This is a genomic window from Kribbella polygonati (genome assembly GCF_050320105.1).
GTDB lineage: Bacteria > Actinomycetota > Actinomycetes > Propionibacteriales > Kribbellaceae > Kribbella.
The window spans coordinates 7,788,575-7,810,524 of sequence record NZ_CP190129.1; the positions used below are offsets into that span (position 1 = coordinate 7,788,575).

General features: G+C 71.0%; 16 protein-coding genes. 13 read left to right on the top strand and 3 right to left on the bottom strand.

What is annotated here, in order from left to right:
• Positions 1–12 precede the first annotated feature (12 nt).
• Positions 13–3,024 (top strand): glycine--tRNA ligase, encoded by a 3,012-nt coding sequence (locus tag ACQHIV_RS37405; RefSeq protein WP_427889054.1) that lies wholly within the window; start codon positions 13–15, stop codon positions 3,022–3,024.
• A 4-nt stretch (positions 3,025–3,028) separates the two neighbouring features.
• Here ACQHIV_RS37405 and ACQHIV_RS37410 read toward each other — a convergent pair whose 3' ends face one another.
• Entirely contained in the window at positions 3,029–4,027 is a 999-nt protein-coding gene (locus tag ACQHIV_RS37410; RefSeq protein WP_427889055.1) for a GDSL-type esterase/lipase family protein, read from the bottom strand.
• On the bottom strand, positions 4,024–4,719 hold the full coding sequence (locus ACQHIV_RS37415; RefSeq protein WP_427889056.1) for a GntR family transcriptional regulator: 696 nt from the start codon (positions 4,717–4,719) through the stop codon (positions 4,024–4,026). The genes ACQHIV_RS37410 and ACQHIV_RS37415 overlap by 4 nt, the downstream gene beginning before the upstream one ends.
• Before the next feature lie 108 nt (positions 4,720–4,827).
• Between ACQHIV_RS37415 and ACQHIV_RS37420 the strand changes: the two genes are divergently transcribed.
• The 4 genes from ACQHIV_RS37420 to ACQHIV_RS37435 all read left to right on the top strand — a co-directional run bounded on the left by ACQHIV_RS37420 (position 4,828) and on the right by ACQHIV_RS37435 (position 11,954).
• On the top strand, positions 4,828–5,868 hold the full coding sequence (locus ACQHIV_RS37420; protein WP_427889057.1) for an isocitrate/isopropylmalate dehydrogenase family protein: 1,041 nt from the start codon (positions 4,828–4,830) through the stop codon (positions 5,866–5,868).
• A complete protein-coding gene (gene acnA, locus ACQHIV_RS37425) occupies positions 5,865–8,315 on the top strand; it encodes an aconitate hydratase AcnA (protein WP_427889058.1) in 2,451 nt (816 codons plus the stop codon). Before ACQHIV_RS37420 ends, acnA begins: the two co-directional genes overlap by 4 nt.
• Entirely contained in the window at positions 8,312–10,084 is a 1,773-nt protein-coding gene (locus tag ACQHIV_RS37430; RefSeq protein ID WP_427889059.1) for an aldehyde dehydrogenase family protein, read from the top strand. Before acnA ends, ACQHIV_RS37430 begins: the two co-directional genes overlap by 4 nt.
• A gap of 70 nt (positions 10,085–10,154) precedes the next feature.
• Positions 10,155–11,954: an FAD-binding protein gene (locus ACQHIV_RS37435; RefSeq protein WP_427889060.1), complete on the top strand. Its 1,800-nt coding sequence runs from the start codon at positions 10,155–10,157 to the stop codon at positions 11,952–11,954.
• On the opposite strand, the gene ACQHIV_RS37440 is transcribed toward ACQHIV_RS37435, so the two are convergent.
• Positions 11,951–12,874: a MurR/RpiR family transcriptional regulator gene (locus ACQHIV_RS37440; RefSeq protein WP_427889061.1), complete on the bottom strand. Its 924-nt coding sequence runs from the start codon at positions 12,872–12,874 to the stop codon at positions 11,951–11,953. The genes ACQHIV_RS37435 and ACQHIV_RS37440 overlap by 4 nt on opposite strands.
• A gap of 120 nt (positions 12,875–12,994) precedes the next feature.
• On the opposite strand from ACQHIV_RS37440, the gene ACQHIV_RS37445 reads away from it, so the two are divergent.
• The 8 genes from ACQHIV_RS37445 to ACQHIV_RS37480 are packed head-to-tail and all read left to right on the top strand — an operon-like array spanning position 12,995 to position 21,935.
• Positions 12,995–14,170: a C45 family autoproteolytic acyltransferase/hydolase gene (locus ACQHIV_RS37445; protein WP_427889062.1), complete on the top strand. Its 1,176-nt coding sequence runs from the start codon at positions 12,995–12,997 to the stop codon at positions 14,168–14,170.
• Positions 14,171–14,207: 37 nt separating this feature from the next.
• The gene (locus tag ACQHIV_RS37450) at positions 14,208–15,242 is read left to right on the top strand and encodes an ABC transporter substrate-binding protein (RefSeq protein ID WP_427889063.1); all 1,035 of its coding nucleotides are present in this window, start codon (positions 14,208–14,210) and stop codon (positions 15,240–15,242) included.
• A 7-nt stretch (positions 15,243–15,249) separates the two neighbouring features.
• Positions 15,250–16,302 (top strand): FecCD family ABC transporter permease, encoded by a 1,053-nt coding sequence (locus ACQHIV_RS37455; RefSeq protein WP_427889064.1) that lies wholly within the window; start codon positions 15,250–15,252, stop codon positions 16,300–16,302.
• A complete protein-coding gene (locus ACQHIV_RS37460) occupies positions 16,299–17,321 on the top strand; it encodes a FecCD family ABC transporter permease (protein WP_427889065.1) in 1,023 nt (340 codons plus the stop codon). Before ACQHIV_RS37455 ends, ACQHIV_RS37460 begins: the two co-directional genes overlap by 4 nt.
• 8 nt (positions 17,322–17,329) lie before the next feature.
• The gene (locus tag ACQHIV_RS37465) at positions 17,330–18,136 is read left to right on the top strand and encodes an ABC transporter ATP-binding protein (RefSeq protein WP_427889066.1); all 807 of its coding nucleotides are present in this window, start codon (positions 17,330–17,332) and stop codon (positions 18,134–18,136) included.
• Positions 18,137–18,151: 15 nt separating this feature from the next.
• A complete protein-coding gene (locus ACQHIV_RS37470; RefSeq protein WP_427889067.1) occupies positions 18,152–19,126 on the top strand; it encodes a threonine/serine dehydratase in 975 nt (324 codons plus the stop codon).
• Between the two features lie 26 nt (positions 19,127–19,152).
• The gene (locus ACQHIV_RS37475) at positions 19,153–20,613 is read left to right on the top strand and encodes a TldD/PmbA family protein (protein WP_427889068.1); all 1,461 of its coding nucleotides are present in this window, start codon (positions 19,153–19,155) and stop codon (positions 20,611–20,613) included.
• Positions 20,610–21,935 (top strand): metallopeptidase TldD-related protein, encoded by a 1,326-nt coding sequence (locus tag ACQHIV_RS37480; RefSeq protein ID WP_427889069.1) that lies wholly within the window; start codon positions 20,610–20,612, stop codon positions 21,933–21,935. The genes ACQHIV_RS37475 and ACQHIV_RS37480 overlap by 4 nt, the downstream gene beginning before the upstream one ends.
• Positions 21,936–21,950: the final 15 nt, after the last annotated feature.

Here is a 21,950-nt window from a genome sequence, read left to right on the forward strand (position 1 = left end):
CCAGACGATGGCATGAGGTTTGTTGTGCTCACCATGCAGGACGCGCTGCTCGCGCTGACGAAGTACTGGACCGACCGGGGCTGCATGGTCGTGCAGCCGTTCAACACCGAGGTCGGCGCCGGGACGCTGAACCCGGCCACGATCCTGCGGGTGCTCGGTCCCGAGCCGTGGCGGGTGGCGTACGTCGAGCCGAGTGTGCGGCCGGACGACAGCCGGTACGGCGAGAACCCGAACCGGCTGCAGACCCACACCCAGTTCCAGGTGGTGCTGAAGCCGGACCCGGGCAACCCGCAGGAGCTGTTCCTGGACAGCCTCGAGGCGCTCGGGATCGACATCGACGCGCACGACGTACGGTTCGTCGAGGACAACTGGGCGAACCCGGCGACGGGGTCCTGGGGCCTCGGCTGGGAGGTCTGGCTGGACGGCCTGGAGATCACCCAGTTCACGTACTTCCAGCAAGCCGGCGGCATGACGCTGGACCCGGTGTCGGTGGAGATCACCTACGGCATCGAGCGGATCATGATGGCGCTGCAGGGCGTCTCGCACTTCAAGGACATCGCCTACGCGCCGGGCATCTCGTACGGCGAGGCCTTCGGCCAGGCGGAGTACGAGATGAGCCGCTACTACCTCGACGACGCCGACGTGGAGTCGCAGAAGCGGCTGTTCGAGGAGTACGCGAACGAGGCCCGCCGGATGATCGACGACCGGCTCCCGGTGCCGGCGCACATCCAGGTGCTGCGGTGTTCGCACACGTTCAACGTCCTCGACGCCCGCGGTGCCGTCAGTACGACGGAACGCGCGAAGGCGTTCGGCCGGATGCGGACGCTGGCGCGCGAGGTCTCGCGGCTGTGGGCGGAGCGCCGCGAGGAACTGGAGCACCCGCTGGGGCTCGCCGAACTCCCGCCGGCCGCGCCGGAGCCGACCGAGTTCCCGGCGGTCACCGGCACCCGGCAGCTGACGTTCGAGATCGGCACCGAGGAGATGCCGCCGTCGGAGGTCACCAAGACCGCCGCCGCGGTGCAGGCCGCGCTGGAGGAGAAGCTGGCCGCGACCCGGCTCGAGCACGGCAGGATCACGACGTACGCGACCCCGCGCCGGGTCGTCGCGTTCGTGGCCTCGGTGCATGCGGGCGAGCCGGACGCGGAGCGGGTCGTGCGTGGCCCGAAGAAGGCGGCCGCGTACGACGCCGACGGCAACCTGACGAAGGCCGCCGCCGGGTTCGCCCGCGGGCAGAAGGTCGACGAGAGCGAGCTGCACGTCCTGGACGTCGACGGCGTCGAGTACGTCGCGGTGACGAAGCCGGACCCGGGCCGTGGCGCCGCCGAGGTGCTGAGCGGCGTACTCAGCGAGATCGTCGCGGGCCTGCGCTCCGACAAGAACATGCGCTGGAACGACGCGAAGCTGTCCTTCACCCGCCCGATCCGCTGGCTCGTGGCACTCCTGGGCGACCAGATCGTTCCGGTCTCGGTATCGACGCTCGCCGCCGGCCGCGTCACCCGCGTGCACCGAACCGCTGCGCAGCCGAAGGTCGAGATCGCGGCCGCGGAGGGGTACCTGGACCTGCTGCGGATCCACGGCATCGAGGCCGACCCGGCGCGCCGCCGGGCGACCGTCGTCGAGGCGGCCGCCGACCTGTCCGCGAAGGTGCAGGGCACGGTCGACGTCGAGGGCGAGGCCGCGCTGGTCGACCAGATCGTCAACCTGATCGAGGAGCCGACGCCGATCCTGGGCGGGTTCGCCGCGGAGTACCTGGACCTGCCGAGCGAGATCCTCACCACCGTCATGCGCAAGCACCAGCGGTACCTGCCGGTGCGCGACCACGACGGCAAGCTGCTCCCGCACTTCGTTGCCGTGGCCAACGGTTCGGTGGACGAGGACCTCGTCCGCGCCGGCAACGAGGCGGTGCTGCGAGCGCGCTACGAGGACGCCGCGTTCTTCTGGCGGGCCGACCTGGAGACGCCGCTGGAGCAGATGAAGGGCGAGCTGGAGAAGCTGGCGTTCGAGGAGCGGCTCGGCTCGATGGGCGACCGCGCCGGGCGGATCGGCCGGATCGCGTCGAAGCTGGCCGCGACCGTCGACCTGGGCGGGGCCGACCTGGAGACGTTGCAGCGGGCGGCCGAGCTGGCGAAGTTCGACCTCGGCTCGCAGATGGTGGTCGAGCTGACCAGCCTGGCCGGCACGATGGCCCGCGAGTACGCCAAGCGGGCGGGTGAGACCGAGGCGGTCGCGCAGGCGCTGTACGACATGGAGCTGCCGCGGTCGGCCGGTGACCCGGTCCCGTCGACGACTCCGGGCGCGCTGCTGGCGCTGGCGGACCGCTTCGACCTGCTGGCCGGCCTGTTCGGGATCGGCGCGAAGCCGACCGGCAGCTCGGACCCGTTCGCGCTCCGGCGGGCCGCGGCCGGTGTGGTCGCGATCCTGCGCGAGCACCCCGAGCTGCGGGCGATCACGCTTCCGGTCGGCCTGCGGGCGGCGGCGGACGAGATCGGTGCCCAGGGCATCGACGTACCGGCGGAGTCGCTGGACGAGGTCGCCGAGTTCACCGTACGGCGGTACGAGCAGCAGCTGATCGACCGCGGCGACGACCACCTCCAGGTGGCCTCGGTGTTGCCGCTGGCAACTGCTCCGGCGGCGGCGGACGAGACGCTGAAGTCCCTGCAGGAGCTGGTCGGCGACAGCAACTTCGCCGGCCTGGTCGCGGTCCTGCAGCGGGTCCGGCGGATCGTCCCCGACGGCACCGACGCGGAGTACGACCCGGCCAAGCTCACCGAGCCGGCCGAGGTCGCCCTGCACGAGGCCGTCCAGAAGATCGGCCAGGCGCCGACCGGCCTGTCCGACTTCGTCACCGCGACGTCCGTGCTGGTCGACCCGGTGAACCGCTTCTTCGACGACATCCTCGTGATGGCGAAGGAGCCCGACCTCCGCGCCGCCCGCCTCGGCCTACTGGCAACGATCAGCAAACTGGCCGCCCCGGTCCTCGACTGGCAGGCCCTCGGTACCAGCCTGAGCCCCGCGGCGGAGTAGCACGCTAGCTCGCGGGGGTCCTCGGGATCCCCGCGAGTACGTCGCCCAGCCGCTCGCCGATCAGGCGATACCCCTCCGGGCCGGGGTGCAGGTCGTCGGCGTACAACTGCTTCGCCTCGTCCATGGTGAGTACGTCGCGGCCGTCGATCAGCTGGACGTCCGGGTCCTGGCGGGCGCCGAGCTCGACCAGTTCCCGGATGCTGTCCAGCGTGAGGCCGACCGGGTTCGGCCTGCCCTCGACGTTCGGGGCGAACAGCGGGGTGATGACGGCGATCGGGGTCCGCGGATGCCCGGCGCGGATGGTTGCGACGAACGACTCGACCTGGCCCGGTAGCGTGCGGCCGTTGTACGTCCAGCCGCCGTACACGTTGATGCCGAGGCAGAGCGAGATCAGGCCTGCCGGGGTGTCCCGGATCGTCCGGGCGGCGATCGCGTCGAGGTGGCACTCGCCGGCGAACCCCAGCGCGACCAGATCCCAGCCGTACCGCCGCGCGACCAGTGCGGGCCAGGTCTCCGAGGGGCCGTACGCGCCGCTGCACTGGGTGATCGAGCTGCCGTAGGTGATCCACCGCGGTCCGCTCGGCGCGACCGGCTCGGCGGCCGCGCCGAACACCGGCTCGCGGATCGCGATCACGCCGGACTGCGGCAGCCAGATCTCCACCTCGACCGCCCGGCCGGGCAACTCCACCTCCAGCTTGTGAATGCCTGCTTCCAGCGGGCAGCGCTTGTGCAGTTGGCCGTCGACGAGGACGTCCACCGGTGCGATCCTGCTGTAGATGCCGAGGCTCGCGCGGATCTCCAGCGCGACGGCCGCTGCCGACGTACGCCAACGGCCGTGCACTCCTGCCGGTGTCGCGGCGCGTTCCCAGAGCCGGTGGCCGGGGCGGTCCGGTCGACCCGCCCAGTCGGCGAGCCGGAAGTCCTGGCCACGCGGGTCGAGCCGCCAGTACGTCGTCCAGCCGTCCGCGTCGGTGTCGCGGTACCGGTAACCCGTCCAGGTCATTGGCGCGCCCCACGGATCCCGCGCGGTGAGGGCGGCGTGGGCTCGGCCGCCGCCGCGGTGAGGCGGGCGACCGCGCGGGCGCCGAGGCTCGCGTCCACGTGGGCGAGCATGACGGCGGCGGCGCGGTCGCTGTCGCCGGCCGCGATCGCGTCGACGAGTTCAAGGTGTTCGGCGTGCGTCCGGTCCAGGTCCTCGTCGGTGCGGCCGTCGGCGAGCGCGAGCCGGCGGTACCGGTCGGCCGTGTCCCAGAGGCTGTCGAGATGCTTCACGAGCATCTGGTTGTGCGAGGCCGAGTAGATCGCGACGTGGAACCGGCGGTGCGTCAGCAGGTCGGCCGGTCCGGGATCCGTGCGCAGCGGCCGCAGCTCGACCGCGGCCTCCCGGATCCGCGCGAGGTCCTCGCGGGTACGCCGTTCCGCGGCCAGCCCGGCCGCCAGCGGATCCAGCGAGCGGCGGATCTCGACCAGGTCGCGGGCCTCCTCGACGGTCAGCCGGGTGACGCGGGCGTCGCGGTGCGCGTCGAGCTCGACCAGTCCCTCGGTCATCAGCCGGCGCAGCGCCTCCCGCAACGGCGTCGTACTCACCCCGAGCTCACGGGCCAGCGCGGCCTGCGGGATCACGGCGCCCGGGTCCAGGTCGCCGCGCAGCACGCGCTCCCGGACGAGCTCGTACGCGACCTCCGCCTTTGTCACGCGAACTCCTCTCGGTAGTTATAACACCGAGCCGCAGCATATCAAGGGCTGAGACGGCCTGCAGTGAATGGTTGACGAGAGTCGTTATAACGACTGATGGTGGTCGGTATGACCAGACTCGGAGTACTCGACGGTGACGGCATCGGCCCGGAGATCGTTCCGGCCGCGGTCCGGGTCCTCGACGCCGCGCTGGCCGCGACCGGCGCCGCGCCTGTCGAGTGGGTACCGCTCCCGGTCGGCGCGACGGCGATCGAGACCCACGGCAGTGCGCTGCCGGACGTCACGGTCGAGACGCTGACGGGCCTCGACGGCTGGCTGCTCGGTCCGCACGACTCCGCGTCGTACCCGCCGGAACACCGCGCGGTGCTGAACCCGAGCGGCTCCCTGCGCAAGCACTTCGACCTGTTCGCGAACATCCGCCCGGCGCGGGCGTTCGCCGGTACGCCGGCCCTGGTGCCCGGGCTGGACCTCGTCGTGGTGCGCGAGAACACCGAGGGCTTCTACGCGGACCGCAGCACGTACCGGGGGACCGGCGAGTTCATGCCGACCGCGGACGTGGCGATCGCGATGGGGATCTTCACTCGCCCGGCGATCGAGCGGATCGCCCGGCAGGCCTGCGAGCTGGCGCTTCGCCGGCGCCGGCACCTGACGATCGTGCACAAGGCCAACGTGCTGCGGACCACGACCGGGTTCTTCCTCGACATCTGCCGCGAGGTCGCGGCGGACTACCCGCAACTGGAGGTGGACGACTTCCACATCGACGCGATGACCGTGCACCTGGTCCGGCGCGGCGCCGACTTCGACGTCCTGGTCACCGAGAACATGTTCGGCGACATCCTCTCCGACCTGACCGGCGAGCTGGCCGGCTCGCTCGGTACGGCACCGTCGATCAACGCGTCGTACGACCGGGCGATGGCGCAGGCCGCGCACGGGTCGGCGCCGGACATCGCCGGGCGGGGCGTCGCGAACCCGACGGCGATGATCGCGTCCGGGGCGATGCTGCTCGACTGGCTCGGGGCCGCCGAGGCCGCGGAGCGCGTCACCCGCGCGTTGCGGGCCGTGGTCGGGGACGGCGTACGGACCGTCGATCTTGGCGGCACGGCCGGTACGGCGGAGTTCACGGCGGCCGTTGTACGGGCGTTGGCGTGAAACGTGTTGCGCTTCGGGGGATCGCGCCCGACCACCTGCCGCGGACGCTCCGGATCCTGCTGGAGAACGCGCTGCGACACGGCACCGCCGCGGAGGCCTTGCGCTCGTGGACACCCGGTACGACCGGTGAGCTCGAGGTGTACCCGTCGCGGATCTTCCTGCACGACACGAACGGCGTACCGGTGCTGGCCGATCTGGCCGCGCTCCGGGACGAGCTGGTTGCTTTGGGCAAGGATCCGGCGTTGGTGGATCCCGTGGTCCCGGCGGAGCTGGTGGTGGACCACTCGGTGATCGCGGACGTCTACGGGCGGCCGGACGCGGCCCGGCGGAACGTCGCCCGGGAGTACGAGCGGAACGCCGAGCGGTACCGGTTCCTGCGCTGGGGGCAGCAGACGTTCCGGCAGCTGAAGGTGGTGCCGCCGGGGGCCGGGATCATGCACCAGATCAACCTCGAACACCTGGCCCGGGTCGTCGAGGAACGCGACGGCTGGGTGTTCCCGGACCTCTGTCTGGGGACCGATTCGCACACCACGATGGTGAACGGGCTCGGCGTACTGGGCTGGGGGATCGGCGGGATCGAGGCCGAGGCGGCGCTGCTCGGGCAGTCGGTGGCGATGCCGCTGCCCGCGGTGGTCGGCGTCCGGCTGACCGGGGCGTTGCCGGCCGGGACGACCGCGACCGACCTGGTGCTGACGATCACCGAGCGGCTGCGGGCGCACGGCGTGGTCGGGAAGCTGGTCGAGTTCACTGGTCCGGCGCTGGCCGGGTTGCCGGTGCCGGACCGGGCGACGATCGCGAACATGAGCCCGGAGTTCGGCTCGACCGCGGCGTACTTCCCGATCGACGACCGCACCCTCGACTACCTCCACTTCACCGGGCGGCCGCCCGCGAAGGTCGCGTTGGTCGCGTCGTACGCGCGCGAGCAGGGGCTCTGGTACGACCCGGCCGCGGTGCTGCGGTACGACGAGTACGTCGACATCGATCTCGGCGCCGTCGTCCCGTCGATCGCCGGACCGCGCCGGCCCAACCAGCGGATCGCGCTGACGGATGCTCTCCGGTCGGTCGCGGACGAGCTGCCGGACGGTCCGCGGACTTCGGGCGCGGTCGGTCACGGGGCCGTGGTGGTCGCCGCGATCACCTCGTGCACGAACACGTCGAATCCCGCGGTGATGGTCGCGGCCGGGCTGCTGGCGAAGAAGGCGGTTGAGCGCGGGCTGGCGAGCAAGCCGTGGGTGAAGACGACGTTGTCGCCAGGGTCGCGGGTCGTGATGGACTACCTGGCCGCGGCCGGGCTCACGCCGTACCTGGAGAAGCTCGGGTTCCACTTGACCGGGTTCGGCTGTATGACGTGTATCGGTGCGTCGGGCGAACTCGACGCGGACGTCGCGGCCGCGGTCCGTGGGCAGGACTTGACCGTCGCGGCAGTGCTGTCCGGGAACCGCAACTTCGAGGGCCGGATCCAGTCCGACGTGAAGCTCAACTACCTGGCCTCGCCGCCGCTCGTGGTCGCGTACGCGCTGGCCGGGCGCGTCGACCTCGACCTGCTCACCGAGCCGTTGGCGTCCGGCGTCCGGCTCCGGGACATCTGGCCGAGCCAGGAGGAGATCGACACGGTGCTGGGCGATGTGCTCGCGCCGAGGTTGTTCGAGCACGCGTACGACGACCTGTTCGCCGGGGACGACCGGTGGCAGGCGCTCGACGTGGCGGCGGGCGAGACCTTTGCCTGGGGCAACTCGACGTACCTGCGGCGGCCGACGTACTTCGGTACTCCCCCGAAGGGGCTGACCGGTGCGCGTGCGCTGATCCGGCTCGGCGACGCGGTCAGCACCGACCACATCTCGCCGGCCGGCGAGATCCCGGTGGACAGCGTGGCCGGGCGTTATCTGGCAGGTTTGGGTGTGACGGCGATGAATACGTATGCATCGCGACGCGGCAACCACGAGGTGATGGTGCGCGGTGCCTTCGGGAACGTCCGGTTGCGCAATCAGTTGGCCGGCGTCGACGGGCCGGTAACCCGGGGGCCTGACGGTGCGATCACCTCGATCTACGACGCGGCGATGGCCTACCGGGCCGCCGGCGTACCGATTGTCGTTGTCGCGGGCAACGAGTACGGCACCGGATCGTCGCGGGACTGGGCGGCGAAAGGTCCGGCGCTGCTCGGCGTACGCGCGGTTCTGGCCGAGTCGTTCGAACGCATCCACCGGGCGAACCTGGTCGGTCTCGGCATCCTCCCGCTGGAGTTCCTGCCCGGCGAGGGTTCCGGACTGACCGGTGAGCATCCGATCGACATCGAGCTCGACGGCGACGGGTTCGGCACCGCCCGGTCCGCGGGCCGCGACCACCGGGTGCGGGTCCGTCTCGATACGCCGCGCGAGCACGACTACTACCGGTACGGCGGCGTGCTGCCGTACGTCCTGCACCGCCTGAGCGAGGGGCTGCCGCTGTGATCACCTCCACCAATCCGCTGACCGGCGAGGTCCTGGCGACCTTCGAGGCGTACGACGCCGACCAGATCGATCGGCTGCTCGACGAGGCCGTCGCTGCGCAGGGCGAGTGGCGGATGACCGATGCCGAACGGCGCAGCGGGCTGCTGCTGTCGATCGCCGTACGGCTGCGGGAGCGACGGCCGGAGCTCGCCGTGCTGATCGCGACCGAGATGGGGAAACCGCTGGCCGAGGCCGAGGCGGAGCTCGAGAAGTGCGCGATCACCTGCGAGTACTACGCGGCGAACGCGAGCAGCTTCCTCGCTTCGGAGCAGGTGACCGCGGAGGGCCGGATCGAGTACGAGCCGCTCGGCGTGGTGCTCGCGGTGATGCCGTGGAACTTCCCGTTCTGGCAGTTCTTCCGGTTCGCCGCACCGGTCCTTGCCGCGGGCAACGGTGCGGTACTGAAGCATGCCGGCAACGTGCCGCGGTGTGCGCTCGCGATCTCCTCCGTGCTGGAGGACGCCGGAACGCCGCCGGGTCTCGTCGCCGTCGTACTGGCCGAGAACGACCAAGTGGCCCGCTTGATCGCCGACGACCGGATTGCGGCGGTGACCTTCACTGGTTCGACGGAGGTCGGGCGGATCATTGCGGCGCAGGCCGGGCAGGCCTTGAAGGAGCAGGTGCTCGAACTCGGCGGGTCGGATCCGTTCGTCGTGCTCGCCGACGCCGACCTGGAGGTTGCGGCGACGACGGCGGTGAAGGCGCGGTTCCTCAACACCGGGCAGAGCTGTGTGAACGCCAAGCGGCTGATCGTGGAGGACTCCGTCGCAGACGAGTTCGTCGTACGGTTCTGTGCCGCGGTGGACGAGTTGGTGCTCGGCGATCCGCTCGACCGCGGGACCACCCTCGGTCCGCTGGCGCGGGCCGGATTGCGCGACACGTTGCACGATCAGGTACGGCGTACCGTCAAGGCCGGGGCTGTGCTGGTGCGGGGCGGGGCTGCCGTGGGGCCGGGGTTCGGGTATCTGCCGACCGTGCTCGATCACGTGCGGCCGGGAATGGCGGCGTTCGACGAGGAGACGTTCGGGCCGGTCGCGGCGATCGTACGGGCAGGGGACGCCGACGAGGCGATCCGGCTGGCGAATCTGACCGAGTTCGGGCTTGGTGCGTCGCTGTGGACGGCGCCCGAGCGGTCGGCGGAGTTGGTGCGGCGGATCGACGCCGGTGCGGTGTTCGTGAACGCGATGGTGGCCTCGGACCCGCGGCTGCCGTTCGGCGGGATCAAGCACAGCGGGTACGGGCGTGAGCTGGGGGTCGCCGGGATGCGCGAGTTCATGAACGCGAAGACCGTGTGGTCGGCGGATCCGGCGCCCCGGCTGGTGATTCGGCCGGCCGCGGTCGAGGTGTTCGACCGGGGCAGCGGCGTCCGGACCGTGCCGTACGTCGGCGCGTGGAACTGCGTGGCCAACCGGATCACCACCGGTACGACGACGTTCGCGCCCGGGACGGAGATCCCGCTGCACTCACACAACGTGGAGGAGTCGGTCCTGGTCTTCGCCGGACAGGCGACCGCGGTGATCGACGGGGAGCGCGTCGACCTGGAGGCGGGGGACGCGACCTGGGTGCCGGCCGGCGTACCGCATCAGTTCGTGAACCGGGGCGTGGGGGAGCTGACGATCTACTGGGTGTACGGCGGGCGGGCGGTGACGCGGACGATGACGGCGACCGGGGTGACCGTCGCGCATCTGTCGGCGGCGGACCGCGGCGCCGTTGCCGGAGTATCAGTGTAGCGAGTAAGCTGCTGTAACAGATGCTTCATTTCTTGTGAGGTTATGCAAACCTCCGGACGGTTGGACTGTCATGAGGCTACGAGTCACGGCCCTGGTGAAGCAGGTTCCGAAGGGCGATCACAGCGGGCGGCTGGACGCCGACGGCCGGCTCGACCGGACCGGCGCGGTCGCCGAGATGAATCCGTGGTGCCGGCGCGCGGTGGCGCAGGCGGTTCGGCTGGCGGCGGTGACCGGAGGTCGCAGTACGGCGATCACGATGGGGCCGCCGGCGAGCGTCGACGTACTGCGGGAGGCGCTCGCGTGGGGTGTCGGAGATGCGTTGCTGCTGAGCGATCCGGTGCTGGCCGGGTCCGACTGTCTGATGACTGCTCGTGCGTTGGCGTCGGCGATCGCGTTGCAGGACGAGCCGCCGGACTTGGTGCTGGTCGGCGCGAGTTCCGTCGACGGCAGCACGGGCGCCGTCGGTGCGATGCTGGCCGAGCTCCTCGGCCTGCCGTTCACCGGCCCGGTGCTCGCGCTGAACCCCGACGGCCACCGCATCCGCGCCACCGTCCAGCACGACTCCGGCACCGAGTCGGTAGTCGTCCACCTCCCCGCGGTAGTAGCCGTCGCCGAACGCTCGTGCGCCCCCGCCAAAGCCCCCGCCACCAGCTGGCCCCCACCCACCGCCGTACGCCAAGTCACCACCTCCAACCTCCCACCCACCCCCTGGGGCCTCCCCGGCAGCCCAACGAGGGTCGCCAAGGTCCACCCCGCCCCCCTCACCCGCAACCCCGTCATCTTCCGCGGCAACCCGGAGCGCCAAGCCACACGAGCCGTCGCAGAACTCGTCACCCGCGGCTGCTTCGATCCACCTCCGACCCAGCAGCCCGCTTCCGTCGAGTTGCGTGCCGCCGACGGATTCCCCACACCCAACGAGCCGCGCGTCTCCGGTGGGGCTGGGGATGTGGTGGTGCTGGTGGGGGACGGGGTGGGGGTGGAGGCTCGGGCTTTGTTGGGGGTGGGGGCTGGGTTGGTAGCGGATGTTGGTGGGCGGGTTGTTGCTGTGCGGGTGGGTGGTGGGCGGGAGGATCTTGCGCGGTGGGGTGCGGATGAGGTGGTGACGCTTGGTGGGAGTGAGCCGCGGAGTGTGGCGGCTGCGTTGGGGGAGTGGATTGGTGGGCGGGAGGTTTGGGCTGTGTTGGGGGCGGCGTTGCCTTGGGACCGGGAGGTGCTTGCCCGGCTGGCGGTTGTGTTTGGGGCTGGGTTGATGTCGGATCTGGTGAGTTTGGCTGTCGGCCCGGGGGTGCGGTTGGCGGGGTTGAAGCCGTCGGGTGGTGGGATGTTGGCGGAGATTGTCAGCCAGGGGTCGCCGCAGATCGCGACGTTGCGGACCGGCCTGCTGCCGTTGCGTACGCCGCGACCCGGTCGCCCGCTCACCGAGCACTACCTGCACGTCCCACCCGACCCCGCGATCGAGCGCACCGACCGGCGGACCGGGAGTGACGGGGACGCGCTGGACCGGGCCGAGTATGTGATCGGTGTCGGTCGTGGTGTGGCGCCGGAGAAGTACCCGGAGCTCGAGCCGATCCGGCTGCTGCTCGGCGCGGAGTTCGCGGCGACCCGGAAGGTGACCGACGAGGGGTGGCTGCCGCACGGCCGGCAGGTCGGCATCACCGGGCGGAGTGTGGCGCCTCGCGTGTACGTCGCGGTCGGCGTCTCCGGCAACCTGAACCACCTCGCCGGCACCAGCCGCGCCGGCACCGTACTGGCGATCAACTCCGACCCGGCAGCCGAGATCTTCGCCCACTGCGACGTAGGCCTGGTCGCCGACTGGCAGGAGGTGATGCCGCACCTGGTAGATGCCCTACGCAACCAACTCCGGCACTAGCTCCGGCGCTTCTCCCGGGAGAAGCCGAGGACGGTTTCGTCGGCGAGGGGATAGCCGTTCAGTTGTTCGCGGAGCTGGTTCATGCGTTCGGTGTTGACCAAGGCCCGGTCGCGGTCCTGGGCAGCGACCGCGATGGTGAGCGCCTCGAGCAGGATCAGCACCATCGCCTGGCTGGTGAACGTCCCGGGCCGGCTCATCCGCGCCGAGATGACCACCTCGACCTCGTCCCGCAGCGCTTCCCCAAGCGTGTCAGTGACGAGGATGACCGGTACGCCGGCCTCCCGGCAGTGGTCGACGATGGTCCGCGTCTCGCGGATCAGCCGGTTGTGCGCCACCACGATGACGACGTCCTCCGGCCCGAGCAGCAGGATCCGGTCGGCCAGCCGGTACCCGGTGTCGGTCGCCGTCCGGGCCCGATGCCCGATCCGGGTCAGGTGCGTCGCGATGTACTCCGACACTCCGTCCAGCCCGGCGAACCCGCACACGACGGTCTCCCGCGCCTGGTCGACGAGCTCCACCGCGCGTCCGAACTCCTCGACGTCCAGCGACTGCTCGGCCATCGTCAGATGCTCGATGTGGTCCCGCAACGTGGCCCGCAGTACCGTCTCCGGCCCGTCCTGGCCGAGTGACTCCAGGCTCGCGCTGAGCCGGTTCGCCGGGCTGAGCAGGGTCTGCAGATGTCCTTGCAGCAACCGCTTCAGCCCGGGCAGCCCGTCGTACCCGAGTGCCTTCGCCGTACGGACGACGCTCGCGTCGCTGGTGCCGGTCGCCCGGCCGAGCTCCTCCGCGGACGAGAACGCGGCCTCCTGCGGATGCGCCGCGAGGTACTCGGCGACCTTGCGTTCGGTGGCCGTGAGGTCGTCCAGCCGCGCCGCGACGCGCTCCTGCAGGGTCGGCTGTTTCGCCTCCGCTGTGGTCACGACGTCCTCCCTGGTTTCGGAACAGCAATCATTTCACCCGCGAACCGGGCGAACCCGTTGACAGGCATTGTAGTGATCACTACCGTCATCTGAATATCCGTAGCAAATACAACGGAACAGGTGGGAGAATCCGTGATCGCGACGATCGACATCTCGGCGCCCGGCCCGCGCGACCGCGGCCGCCAGTACGGCGAGGCGGCGCGTGCCCAGATCACCGCCTCGGTCGAGTTCTACGCCGAGTCCGTGGCGCACCGGACCGGGCTGCGCTGGCCCGAGGCCCAGGACCGCGCCCAGGCCTGGGTCCCGCTGATCGAGGCCTACGCGCCGGAGCTGCTGCCCGAACTGCACGGCATCGCCGACGGCTCCGGCCGGAGCTTCACCGAGATCCTCGCCCTGAACACCCGCGGCGAACTCACCGCCAAGAACCCCTTCCACAACGACGACGAGGGCTGTACGTCGTTCGCCGTGCTACCTACAGCGAACGCCCTCGGCCACACCCTCGCCGGGCAGAACTGGGACCTCGGCGAACGCACCGCCGAGACCGTCGTCGCGCTCCGGATCACCCAGCCGGGCAAGCCGACGATCATCTGCCAGGTCGAGGCGGGCCAGCTCGCCCGGCACGGCGCGAACTCGGTCGGCATCGCGCTGAACGCGAACGGCCTCGGCGCCGGTTTCGGCCGTGAGCTGGGCGTCCCCGGTGCCGTCGTACGCCGCAAGGTCCTGGAGAGCTGGGACTTCCACGACGCGTTGCGGGCCGTGTTCGACGCCCGCCAGAGCCTGTCCAGCAACCTGCTGCTGACCCACCGGGACGGTTTCGCCATCGACGTCGAGACCACGCCCGGCCGGCACGGCTGGCTGTACCCGACCGACGGGTTGCTTGTCCATGGCAACCACTTTCAGGCGTTCGTCCCGCCGCAGATCGAGAACAGCTACCGGCCGTTCTCGGTCGACTCGCTGTACCGGGTGCCCCGGGTCGAGGCGGGCCTGCAACGGCTCCGCCGCGCCGGCGGCACCGACGAAGCGGTGCGGGAGATCGTGCGCGCCACGATGTCCGACCACTTCGGCCACCCCGACGCCGTCTGCCAGCACGCCGATCCGCGCCGGCACGCGCTCGACCGTTGCATCACCGTCGTGTCCAGCCTGGTCGACCTGACCGCCGGCACGTATCGCCTCACCCAGGGCGAGCCCTGCGCGAACAGCTACCAGGAGCTGCCCTGGAACCTGTACGACGGTCCCGGCCCCGCCGACCGTCCCGACGTACCCGCGCCGGCGTCCTCGCTCGCCGGCGTCCGCTGAGCCTCCCCTGTCTCGAGAGCCTCGAGGAGCACATGCCATGTCCTTCTCCGCCTTCCCTGCCACGAAGGTACGGCGCCTGGCCGCCGTCCTCACCCTGACCTTCGCCGCGGCCGCGCTGACCGCCTGCGGCACCGCCGAGTCCTCGTCACCCGCCGCGGGGGCGGCGCCGAACGCGGACCGGGCCGCTGCGGCACCGGGCGTCGGCCCCGGCGTCAACCTCGACCAGTGCGGCAAGCCGACCCGGACGATCAAGCACGACCTCGGCACCACGACCGTCACCGGCGACCCGAAGCGGGTGGTCGCGCTGGAGTACTCGTTCGTCGACGCGCTGGTGGCGGTCGGGATGTCGCCGGTCGGTGTTGCCGACGACAACGATCCGAAGCGGATCATCCCGGCGCTCCGCCAGCACGTCGGGGAGTACAAGTCGGTCGGCCTGCGGACCTCCCCGAACGTCCAGGTGATCACCGCGCTGAAGCCGGACCTGATCATCGCCGACAGCGGCCGGCACAAGGCGATCTACGCCCAGTTGTCGAAGATCGCGCCGACGATCGCGTACGCCAGCCTGAACGGCAACTACCAGCAGGTGCTCGACAGCGAGATGTCGACCGCGATCGCGCTGAACAAGTGCGACGCGATGAAGCAGCGGCTCGCCGAGCACGCGAAGACGATGGCGGACCTGAAGGCCGAGGTGCCGTCCGGCGAGAGCCGCAAGGCGCTGTTCGTACGGGCGTCGGAGAAGGGCTTCACCGGCTACCCGGCGAAGGGCTACGCGCCCGGCGTACTGGCCACCCTCGGGATCAAGTCGCCGCTGCCCGACGACACCGCCGACGCGTCCGTGTCGCTGACGCTCGAGACGCTGATCGCGACCAAGCCCGACATCATGTTCATCGCCGCGAACCCCGGGCCGACGTTGCGCGACACCTGGGCGAAGAACCCGCTCTGGAAGCAGATCCCCGCCGTACAGAACAACGCGACGTACGACGTGGACGCGGACGAGTGGTCGCGGTCCCGGGGACTGATCGCGTCCGAGGTGGTCGCCCAGAACGCCGTCAAGCTCCTCTACGGGAAGTGACCTCGCAGTGTCTGCCTCCGTGGGCACCGTGCCGGTGCAGGAATCCACCCAGCGGCGGGTGGTCACGAACAAGCAGCGGGTGACCTGGGTGACGCTCGCCCTCGTCGTGCTGCTGGTGGCCGGCGCCGCGTGGGCCCTGTCGATCGGGAGCCAGCACATCTCGCTGACCCGGTTGCCGGGTGCGATCTTCAAGGCCGACCAGCCCGACGAGCTGATCCTGCAGTCGATCCGGCTGCCGCGGGTGGTGCTGGCGCTCTGCGTCGGCGCCGCCCTGGCGGTCGCCGGCGCGCTGATGCAGGCGGTCGCCGCGAACCCGCTGGCCGCGCCGGAGATCATGGGCGTCAACGCCGGAGCGGTGTTCGTCGTCGTGCTGGCGATCACGATCGTGCCGAAACTGTCGGGCGCGCCAACGATCCTGCTCGCGCTCGGCGGCGCCGGCGTGGCCGGTGTGTCGGTGATGCTGCTGGCCGGTTCGGGCCGCGGGCGGGTCAGCCCGGTCCGGCTGGCGCTGGCCGGGGTGACGGCGAGCAGCCTGCTGATCTCGCTCACCCAGGTGCTGATCATCTTCAATGAGAACTCGACCGACAGCGTGCTGTTCTGGCTGGTCGGCGGTGTCAACTACGCGGGCTGGACGGACATCCGGAATCTGCTGCCCTGGCTGGTGGTTGGGCTGATCGGCGCGTTCGCGATGGCCCGCCCGCTGAACCTGCTCGCGCTCGGCGACGACATGGCCCGCGGCCTCGGCCAGAACGTCGAACGAACCCGGATCATCGGCTCCGCGCTGGTGATCGTGCTGTCCGGTGCGGCCGTGTCGGTGGCCGGTCCGGTCGCGTTCATCGGCCTCATCGTCCCGCACATCCTCCGTCGGCTGATCGGCTCCAGCTACGCGGTATTGCTGCCGCTGTCCGCGGTGACCGGCGCGGTCCTCGTGCTGTACGCCGACATCGTGTCCCGCTACGTCAAGCCGCCGTACGAGGTGCCCGCCGGGGTCGTCACGGCGCTTCTCGGCGCGCCGATCTTCGTCTACCTCGCCCGCCGGCAGAAGGTGACCGCCTCATGACCGCGATCGTGGCCCAGCAGGTACGTCGTACGTCGCTCGCGCAGCGGCATCCCGCGGCGTTGATGGGTAGTCTCGGTGTACTGGCCGTGGTGCTGTCGTTCTACAGCCTGTCGGTCGGCGCGACCGAGGTGTCGATGACCGACGTGTTCCACGCGATCGTTGGTCAGACCAGTGATCAGGCGGCGCAGATCGTCGTACAGTTCCAGCTGCCGCGGGTGCTGCTCGCCTGGCTGGTCGGGATCGCGCTCGCGGTCTCCGGCGGCGTGATGCAGGGCGTGATCCGGAACCCGCTCGCGGCCCCGGACGTGGTCGGCGTGACGAAGGGCGCCGGGTTCGCGGGGATGCTGTTGCTGCTCGCGATCCCGGGGCTGCCGGTGGTGGCCGTCGTACCGGCGGCGTTCGTGGGCGGTCTCGCCGCGGCGGCGCTGGTGTACCTGCTCGCCTACCGCCGGGGCGCGACGCCGGTGCGGATCGCGCTGGTCGGGATCGCGGTGAGTGCGGCGTTCGAGGCCGGGATCCGGTTCCTGCTGGTCCGGAACCCGCTGGACGTGTCGGCCGCACTGATCTGGCTGACCGGCAGCCTGTTCGGACGGTCGATGGGTTCGGTGCTCGAGATCCTGCCGTGGGTCGCGGTGCTGGTGCCGCTCATCGTCGTGTGGTCGCGCAAGCTCGACGTACTCGGACTGGGCGACGACCTGGCCGCGGGACTCGGCGAGCCGGTCGAGAAGACCCGCCGGCTGCTGTTGCTGTTCGCGGTCGCGCTCGCCGCGGCGGCCGTCGCGGTGTCCGGAACCATCGGGTTCGTCGGCCTGATCGCGCCGCACATGGCGCGCCGCGTGTTCGGCGGCCGGCACCTGGCGTCGCTGCCCGCATCCGGGTTGTTCGGCGTACTGCTGATGGTGCTGGCCGACATGCTCGGGCGCGGGATCGCGCCGCCGCTGGAGATTCCCGCCGGCCTGATCACCGCGGTGGTCGGCGGACCGTACTTCCTCTACCTGCTCGTGAAGACCGGAAAGTAGGCACCCTCATGCGTCTGCAGGCACAAGGCGTCCAGCTCGCCTATGACCAGCGCGTCATCGCCGAGGACCTGACCCTGACGATCCCGGATGGGAAGGTCAGCGTCCTGATCGGTCCGAACGGCTCCGGCAAGAGCACCGCGCTGCGCGCGCTCGCCCGGCTGCTGCCGCCGTCGAAGGGCTCGGTGATCCTGGACGGCCGATCGATCCAGGAGACCCCGACCAAGGAGGTGGCCCGGCTGCTGGCGATCCTGCCGCAGGTGCTGGTGACGCCGGAGTCGATCTCGGTCGAGGACCTGGTCTGGTTCGGCCGGCACCCGCACCGGGCCTCGCTGAAGGTTCCGAGCGCCGCCGACAAGGAGGCGGTCGAGTGGGCGATGGACGTGACCAGTACGGCGGAACTGCGCCATCAGCACGTCGATCAGCTCTCGGGCGGTCAGCGGCAGCGCGTGTGGATCGCGCTGTGCCTGGCGCAGGGCACGGACCTGATCCTGCTGGACGAGCCCACGACGTACCTCGACGTCGCCTATCAGCTGGAGGTGCTGGACCTGCTGCACCAGCTCAACCAGGAGCAGGGTAAGACGGTGGCGATGGTGCTGCACGACTTCAACATGGCGGCGGAGTACGCCGATCACGTGTTCGTGATGAAGTCCGGCAGCCTGGTCACGCAGGGTCCACCCGAAGAGGTGTTCACCTGCGACGTGATCCGGGACGTGTTCGGCGTCGAGTCGCGCGTCGTACCGCACCCGGTGAGCGGCAAACCGATGTGTATCCCGCTGCGGGCCGGACTCCGGTCCAAGCTCGCGGTCGCCACCTGACAGGAGACCAGCCCGATGACGTTGAGCCCAGCCGACGCCGCCCGCCGCGCCGAGGCGGTCGCACCACGACTGCGCGAACACCTCCCGCCGACACCGTTCGTCCGGTACGGCGCCTTCAGCGAAGAGCTGGAGTGCGACGTGCTGGTGAAGTGTGAGCACCAGCAGCGCACCGCCTCGTTCAAGGCCCGCGGTGCGATGGCGAAGATCCTCACACTGACCGACGCCGAACGGCAGGCGGGCGTGGTGACCGCGTCGACCGGCAACCACGGACTGGGCGTCGGCAACGCGCTGGCCACGCTCGGTGGCCACGGCATCGTGTACCTGCCGGAGAACGCGTCGCCGAGCAAGGTCGGGGCGCTCCGCCGGCTCGGTCTCGAACTGCGCGCCGAGGGGACCGACACCGGCGTCCTCGAAACGAAGGCCAGGGCGTACGCCGCGGAGCACGGCCTCACGTACGTCCCGCCGTACAACGACCCCGATGTGGTCGCCGGGCAGGGAACGGTCGCGGTGGAGATCCTTGAACAGCTGAACGGCGCGCCCCTCGACGCGGTGGTGGTCGCGGTGGGCGGCGGCGGGCTGATCAGCGGGATCGCGGCCGTACTCAAGGCGCACCTCCCGGACGTCCGCGTGTACGGCGCGCAGCCGGTCAACGACGACGCGATGGCGGCGTCCGTCCGGGCCGGCCAGATCACGATGGTCGACGCCGGGCCGACGCTCTCGGACGGTACGGCGGGCAGCGTCGAGCCGGGCAGCATCACGTTCGGCCTGTGCCGCGAACTGGTGGACGACTGGGTGCTGGTCGAGGAGGACGCGATCCGGGCGGCGCTGCGGACCGTGATCGACACCGAGCACCAGCTGATCGAGGGCTCCGCGGCGCTGGCCTTCGCGGCCGCGCGGCAGCGCCGTACCGAACTCACCGGCCGCCGCGTCGCGGTCGTGTCCTGCGGCGGCAACATCTCGTCGACGACGCTGGCCGCCGCACTGTCCTGATACCGCACAGAAACCGGAGATCTGTCGTGACTGCTTCCCGTGATCTCGCCGAGGTGGTGCTCGGCCTGTTGCCCCACGATGTCCAGTACGGCGACCTCCGGGTGGTCCGGCGTACCCACGAGCAGGTGCTCGTCGAGCTGGACGGGCCGGGCGAGGTGAACTACGACGACTCGCTCGGCCTCGGACTGCGGGTGCTGATCGGCGGGCAGTGGGGCTTCGCCGCCACGCATCGGCTCGACCCGCGCGGCCTGGACGCGGTCGTCGCGCAGGCGGTCGGCCAGGCCCGCGCGACCGGCGGTGGTGGCCGGGTCGTCCTCGGTACGCCGGTGACCACCCGCGACACCTGGTGCTCGCCGATGGCGGTGGACCCGTTCACGGTCTCGCTGGCGGCCAAGCTCGACCTGCTGTCCGCGACCGTGAAGGAGGCGTCGACGGCCGGCCCGCTGGTCCGCCAGATCGAGGCGTCGATGGACTTCTACCGGGACGAGAAGGTGTTCGCGAACACCGAGGGCGCGCTGATCGAGCAGACGCTGACCGAGAGCGGCGGCGGGCTGATGGTGAACGCTGCCGACGGCAACGACGTCCAGCGCCGCTCGTTCCCGCAGGGTGTGCCGCGGCAGATCCGCGGGCAGCGCGGCGACTTCGCGACCGCGGGGTACGAGCACGTGGAGGCACTCGGCCTGGTCGAGAACGCCGCCCGGGTGGCCGCCGAGGCGGTCGCGCTGCTGACCGCGCCGCAGTGTCCCGACGAGGTCACCACGCTCGTTGCTGGCGGCAACCAGCTGGCGATGGTGCTGCACGAGTGCGCCGGGCACCCGATGGAGGCCGACCGGGCGCTCGGTACCGAGGCCAGCCTGGCGGGCGGCACCTACGCGACCCCCGAACGGCGCGGCACCTTCCGCTGGGGCACGCCGATCGTCTCGGCGTACGCCGACGCGACGATCCCGGGCGGTCTCGGCTCCTTCAAGTACGACGACGAGGGCGTCGCCGCGCAGCGCACCCAACTGGTCAAGGACGGCGTCTTCACCGGCTACATGTCGAGCCGCGAGTACGCCGGTGCGCTCGGGCTGGAGTCGACCGGACAGGCCCGCGCCGACGGCTGGCAGCGGCTGCCGCTGGTCCGGATGACCAACATCTGCCTGGAGCCGGGGGAGTCCTCGCTCGAGGAGATGATCGCCGGAACGAAGCGCGGCATCCTGGTCGAGACCAACCGCGGGTTCTCGATCGACGACCAGCGGATGAACTTCCGCTTCCAGACCGAGCTGGGCTGGGAGATCCGGGACGGCAAGCTCGGCCGGATGCTGAAGAACTGCACGTACCAGAGCGACACCCCGACCTTCTGGGGCAGCCTCGACGCGCTCGGCGGACCGGACGAGTGGCGGGTGCACGGCGTCCCGTCCTGCAACAAGGGCGAACCGTTGCAGGTCGCCCATGTCGGCCACGGCACGGTCCCCGGCCGCTTCCAGAACGTGCAGGTGGGCCGATGAGCATCCAGGAGACGCAGGTCCGGCAGGCTCTGGAGATCCTCGGCGCCGGCACCCGGCTCGACATCCTCGGCGAGAACGCCGACCTGCTGCGGTACGCCGAGTCCGAGATCACCGCACAGCACAGCGAACGCCGGCTGCGGGTCCGGGCCCGGATCGACCGGGACGGCCGCTCGGTCGCCGGTTCGCTGGAGACCCTGGACGCGGACGCCGTCCGCGGGCTCGCCGACCGGCTGAACGCCGCTCTCGCCGAACTGCCGGCCGGTGCGGAGCAGGAGACAGCACCAGCCGTCGACCAGTCCGGCCCGACGCCGGAGATCGCGGTCGCCGAATCGGTGCTCGAGTCCGATCCCGCGGTCCGGCACCGCTGGTTCGCGACCGTCCGCGACGGGCTGGAGGCGGGCGCCAAGCTCGGCGGGGCGATCCGGTACGACGTCCTGGACCGCGTGGTCGCCGACTCGACCGGGGTGTTCCGGGCCGAGACGTTGACGAAGGCATCGATCCAGGCGATCGCCCGGCAGGACGGCCGGTCCGCGAGCGTGAAGCTGATGCACCGCGACGCCGACCGGATCCCGGTCGACGAGATCCCGGGCCGGCTGCGCTCCGCGCTCCGCCCGCTGCCGATGGTCGACGCTCGCCGCGGTACCTGCCGCGTGCTGCTGAAGCCGCAGGCCGCGAACGCGCTGATCGCGACGTACGGCTACGCGGTGCTCGGGGCGAACGCCTACGCGACCGGCCGGTCCGCGGTGTCCGGGCGTCTCGGTGAGCGGGTGGCGAGCGAGTTGGTCAGCCTGGTCGACGACGGGTGCGACCCGGACGGGCTGCCCAGCGGGTTCGATGCCGAGGGCAACGTACGACGCCGGACGCCGTTGCTCGCCGACGGTGTCCTGGTCGGGGTCGTGTCGGACCGTCGGCGGGCCGGCCTGACGGGTGGTGTGCCGACCGGTCACGCCGTACCGGACGGCTGGCGGTTCGGCGGGGATCCAGTGCCGTCGCATCTGCTGCTGGACGCCGGTACGTCGACCGACGACGAGCTGCTGGCCGACTGCGGCAGCGGTCTGGTGGTCAACCGCCTCGACTATCTGCGGGTGCTGCATCCGAAGGAGACGCTGGTCACCGGCACCACCCGGGACGCGACGTACTGGGCCGAGGACGGCGAACTGGTCGGCTGGCATCCGCAGGTGCGGTTCACGTTCCGGCTGGCGGACGTGATGGACGCGGTGATCGGGGTCGGCGCGGCGCGGGAGCGTTGCGACCAGACGTTCATGGAGAGCGTCGTCGTACCGTCGCTGCTGATCGAGGCCGGGCCGCTCGTGCTGCCCTGACCGGCAACTATGGTG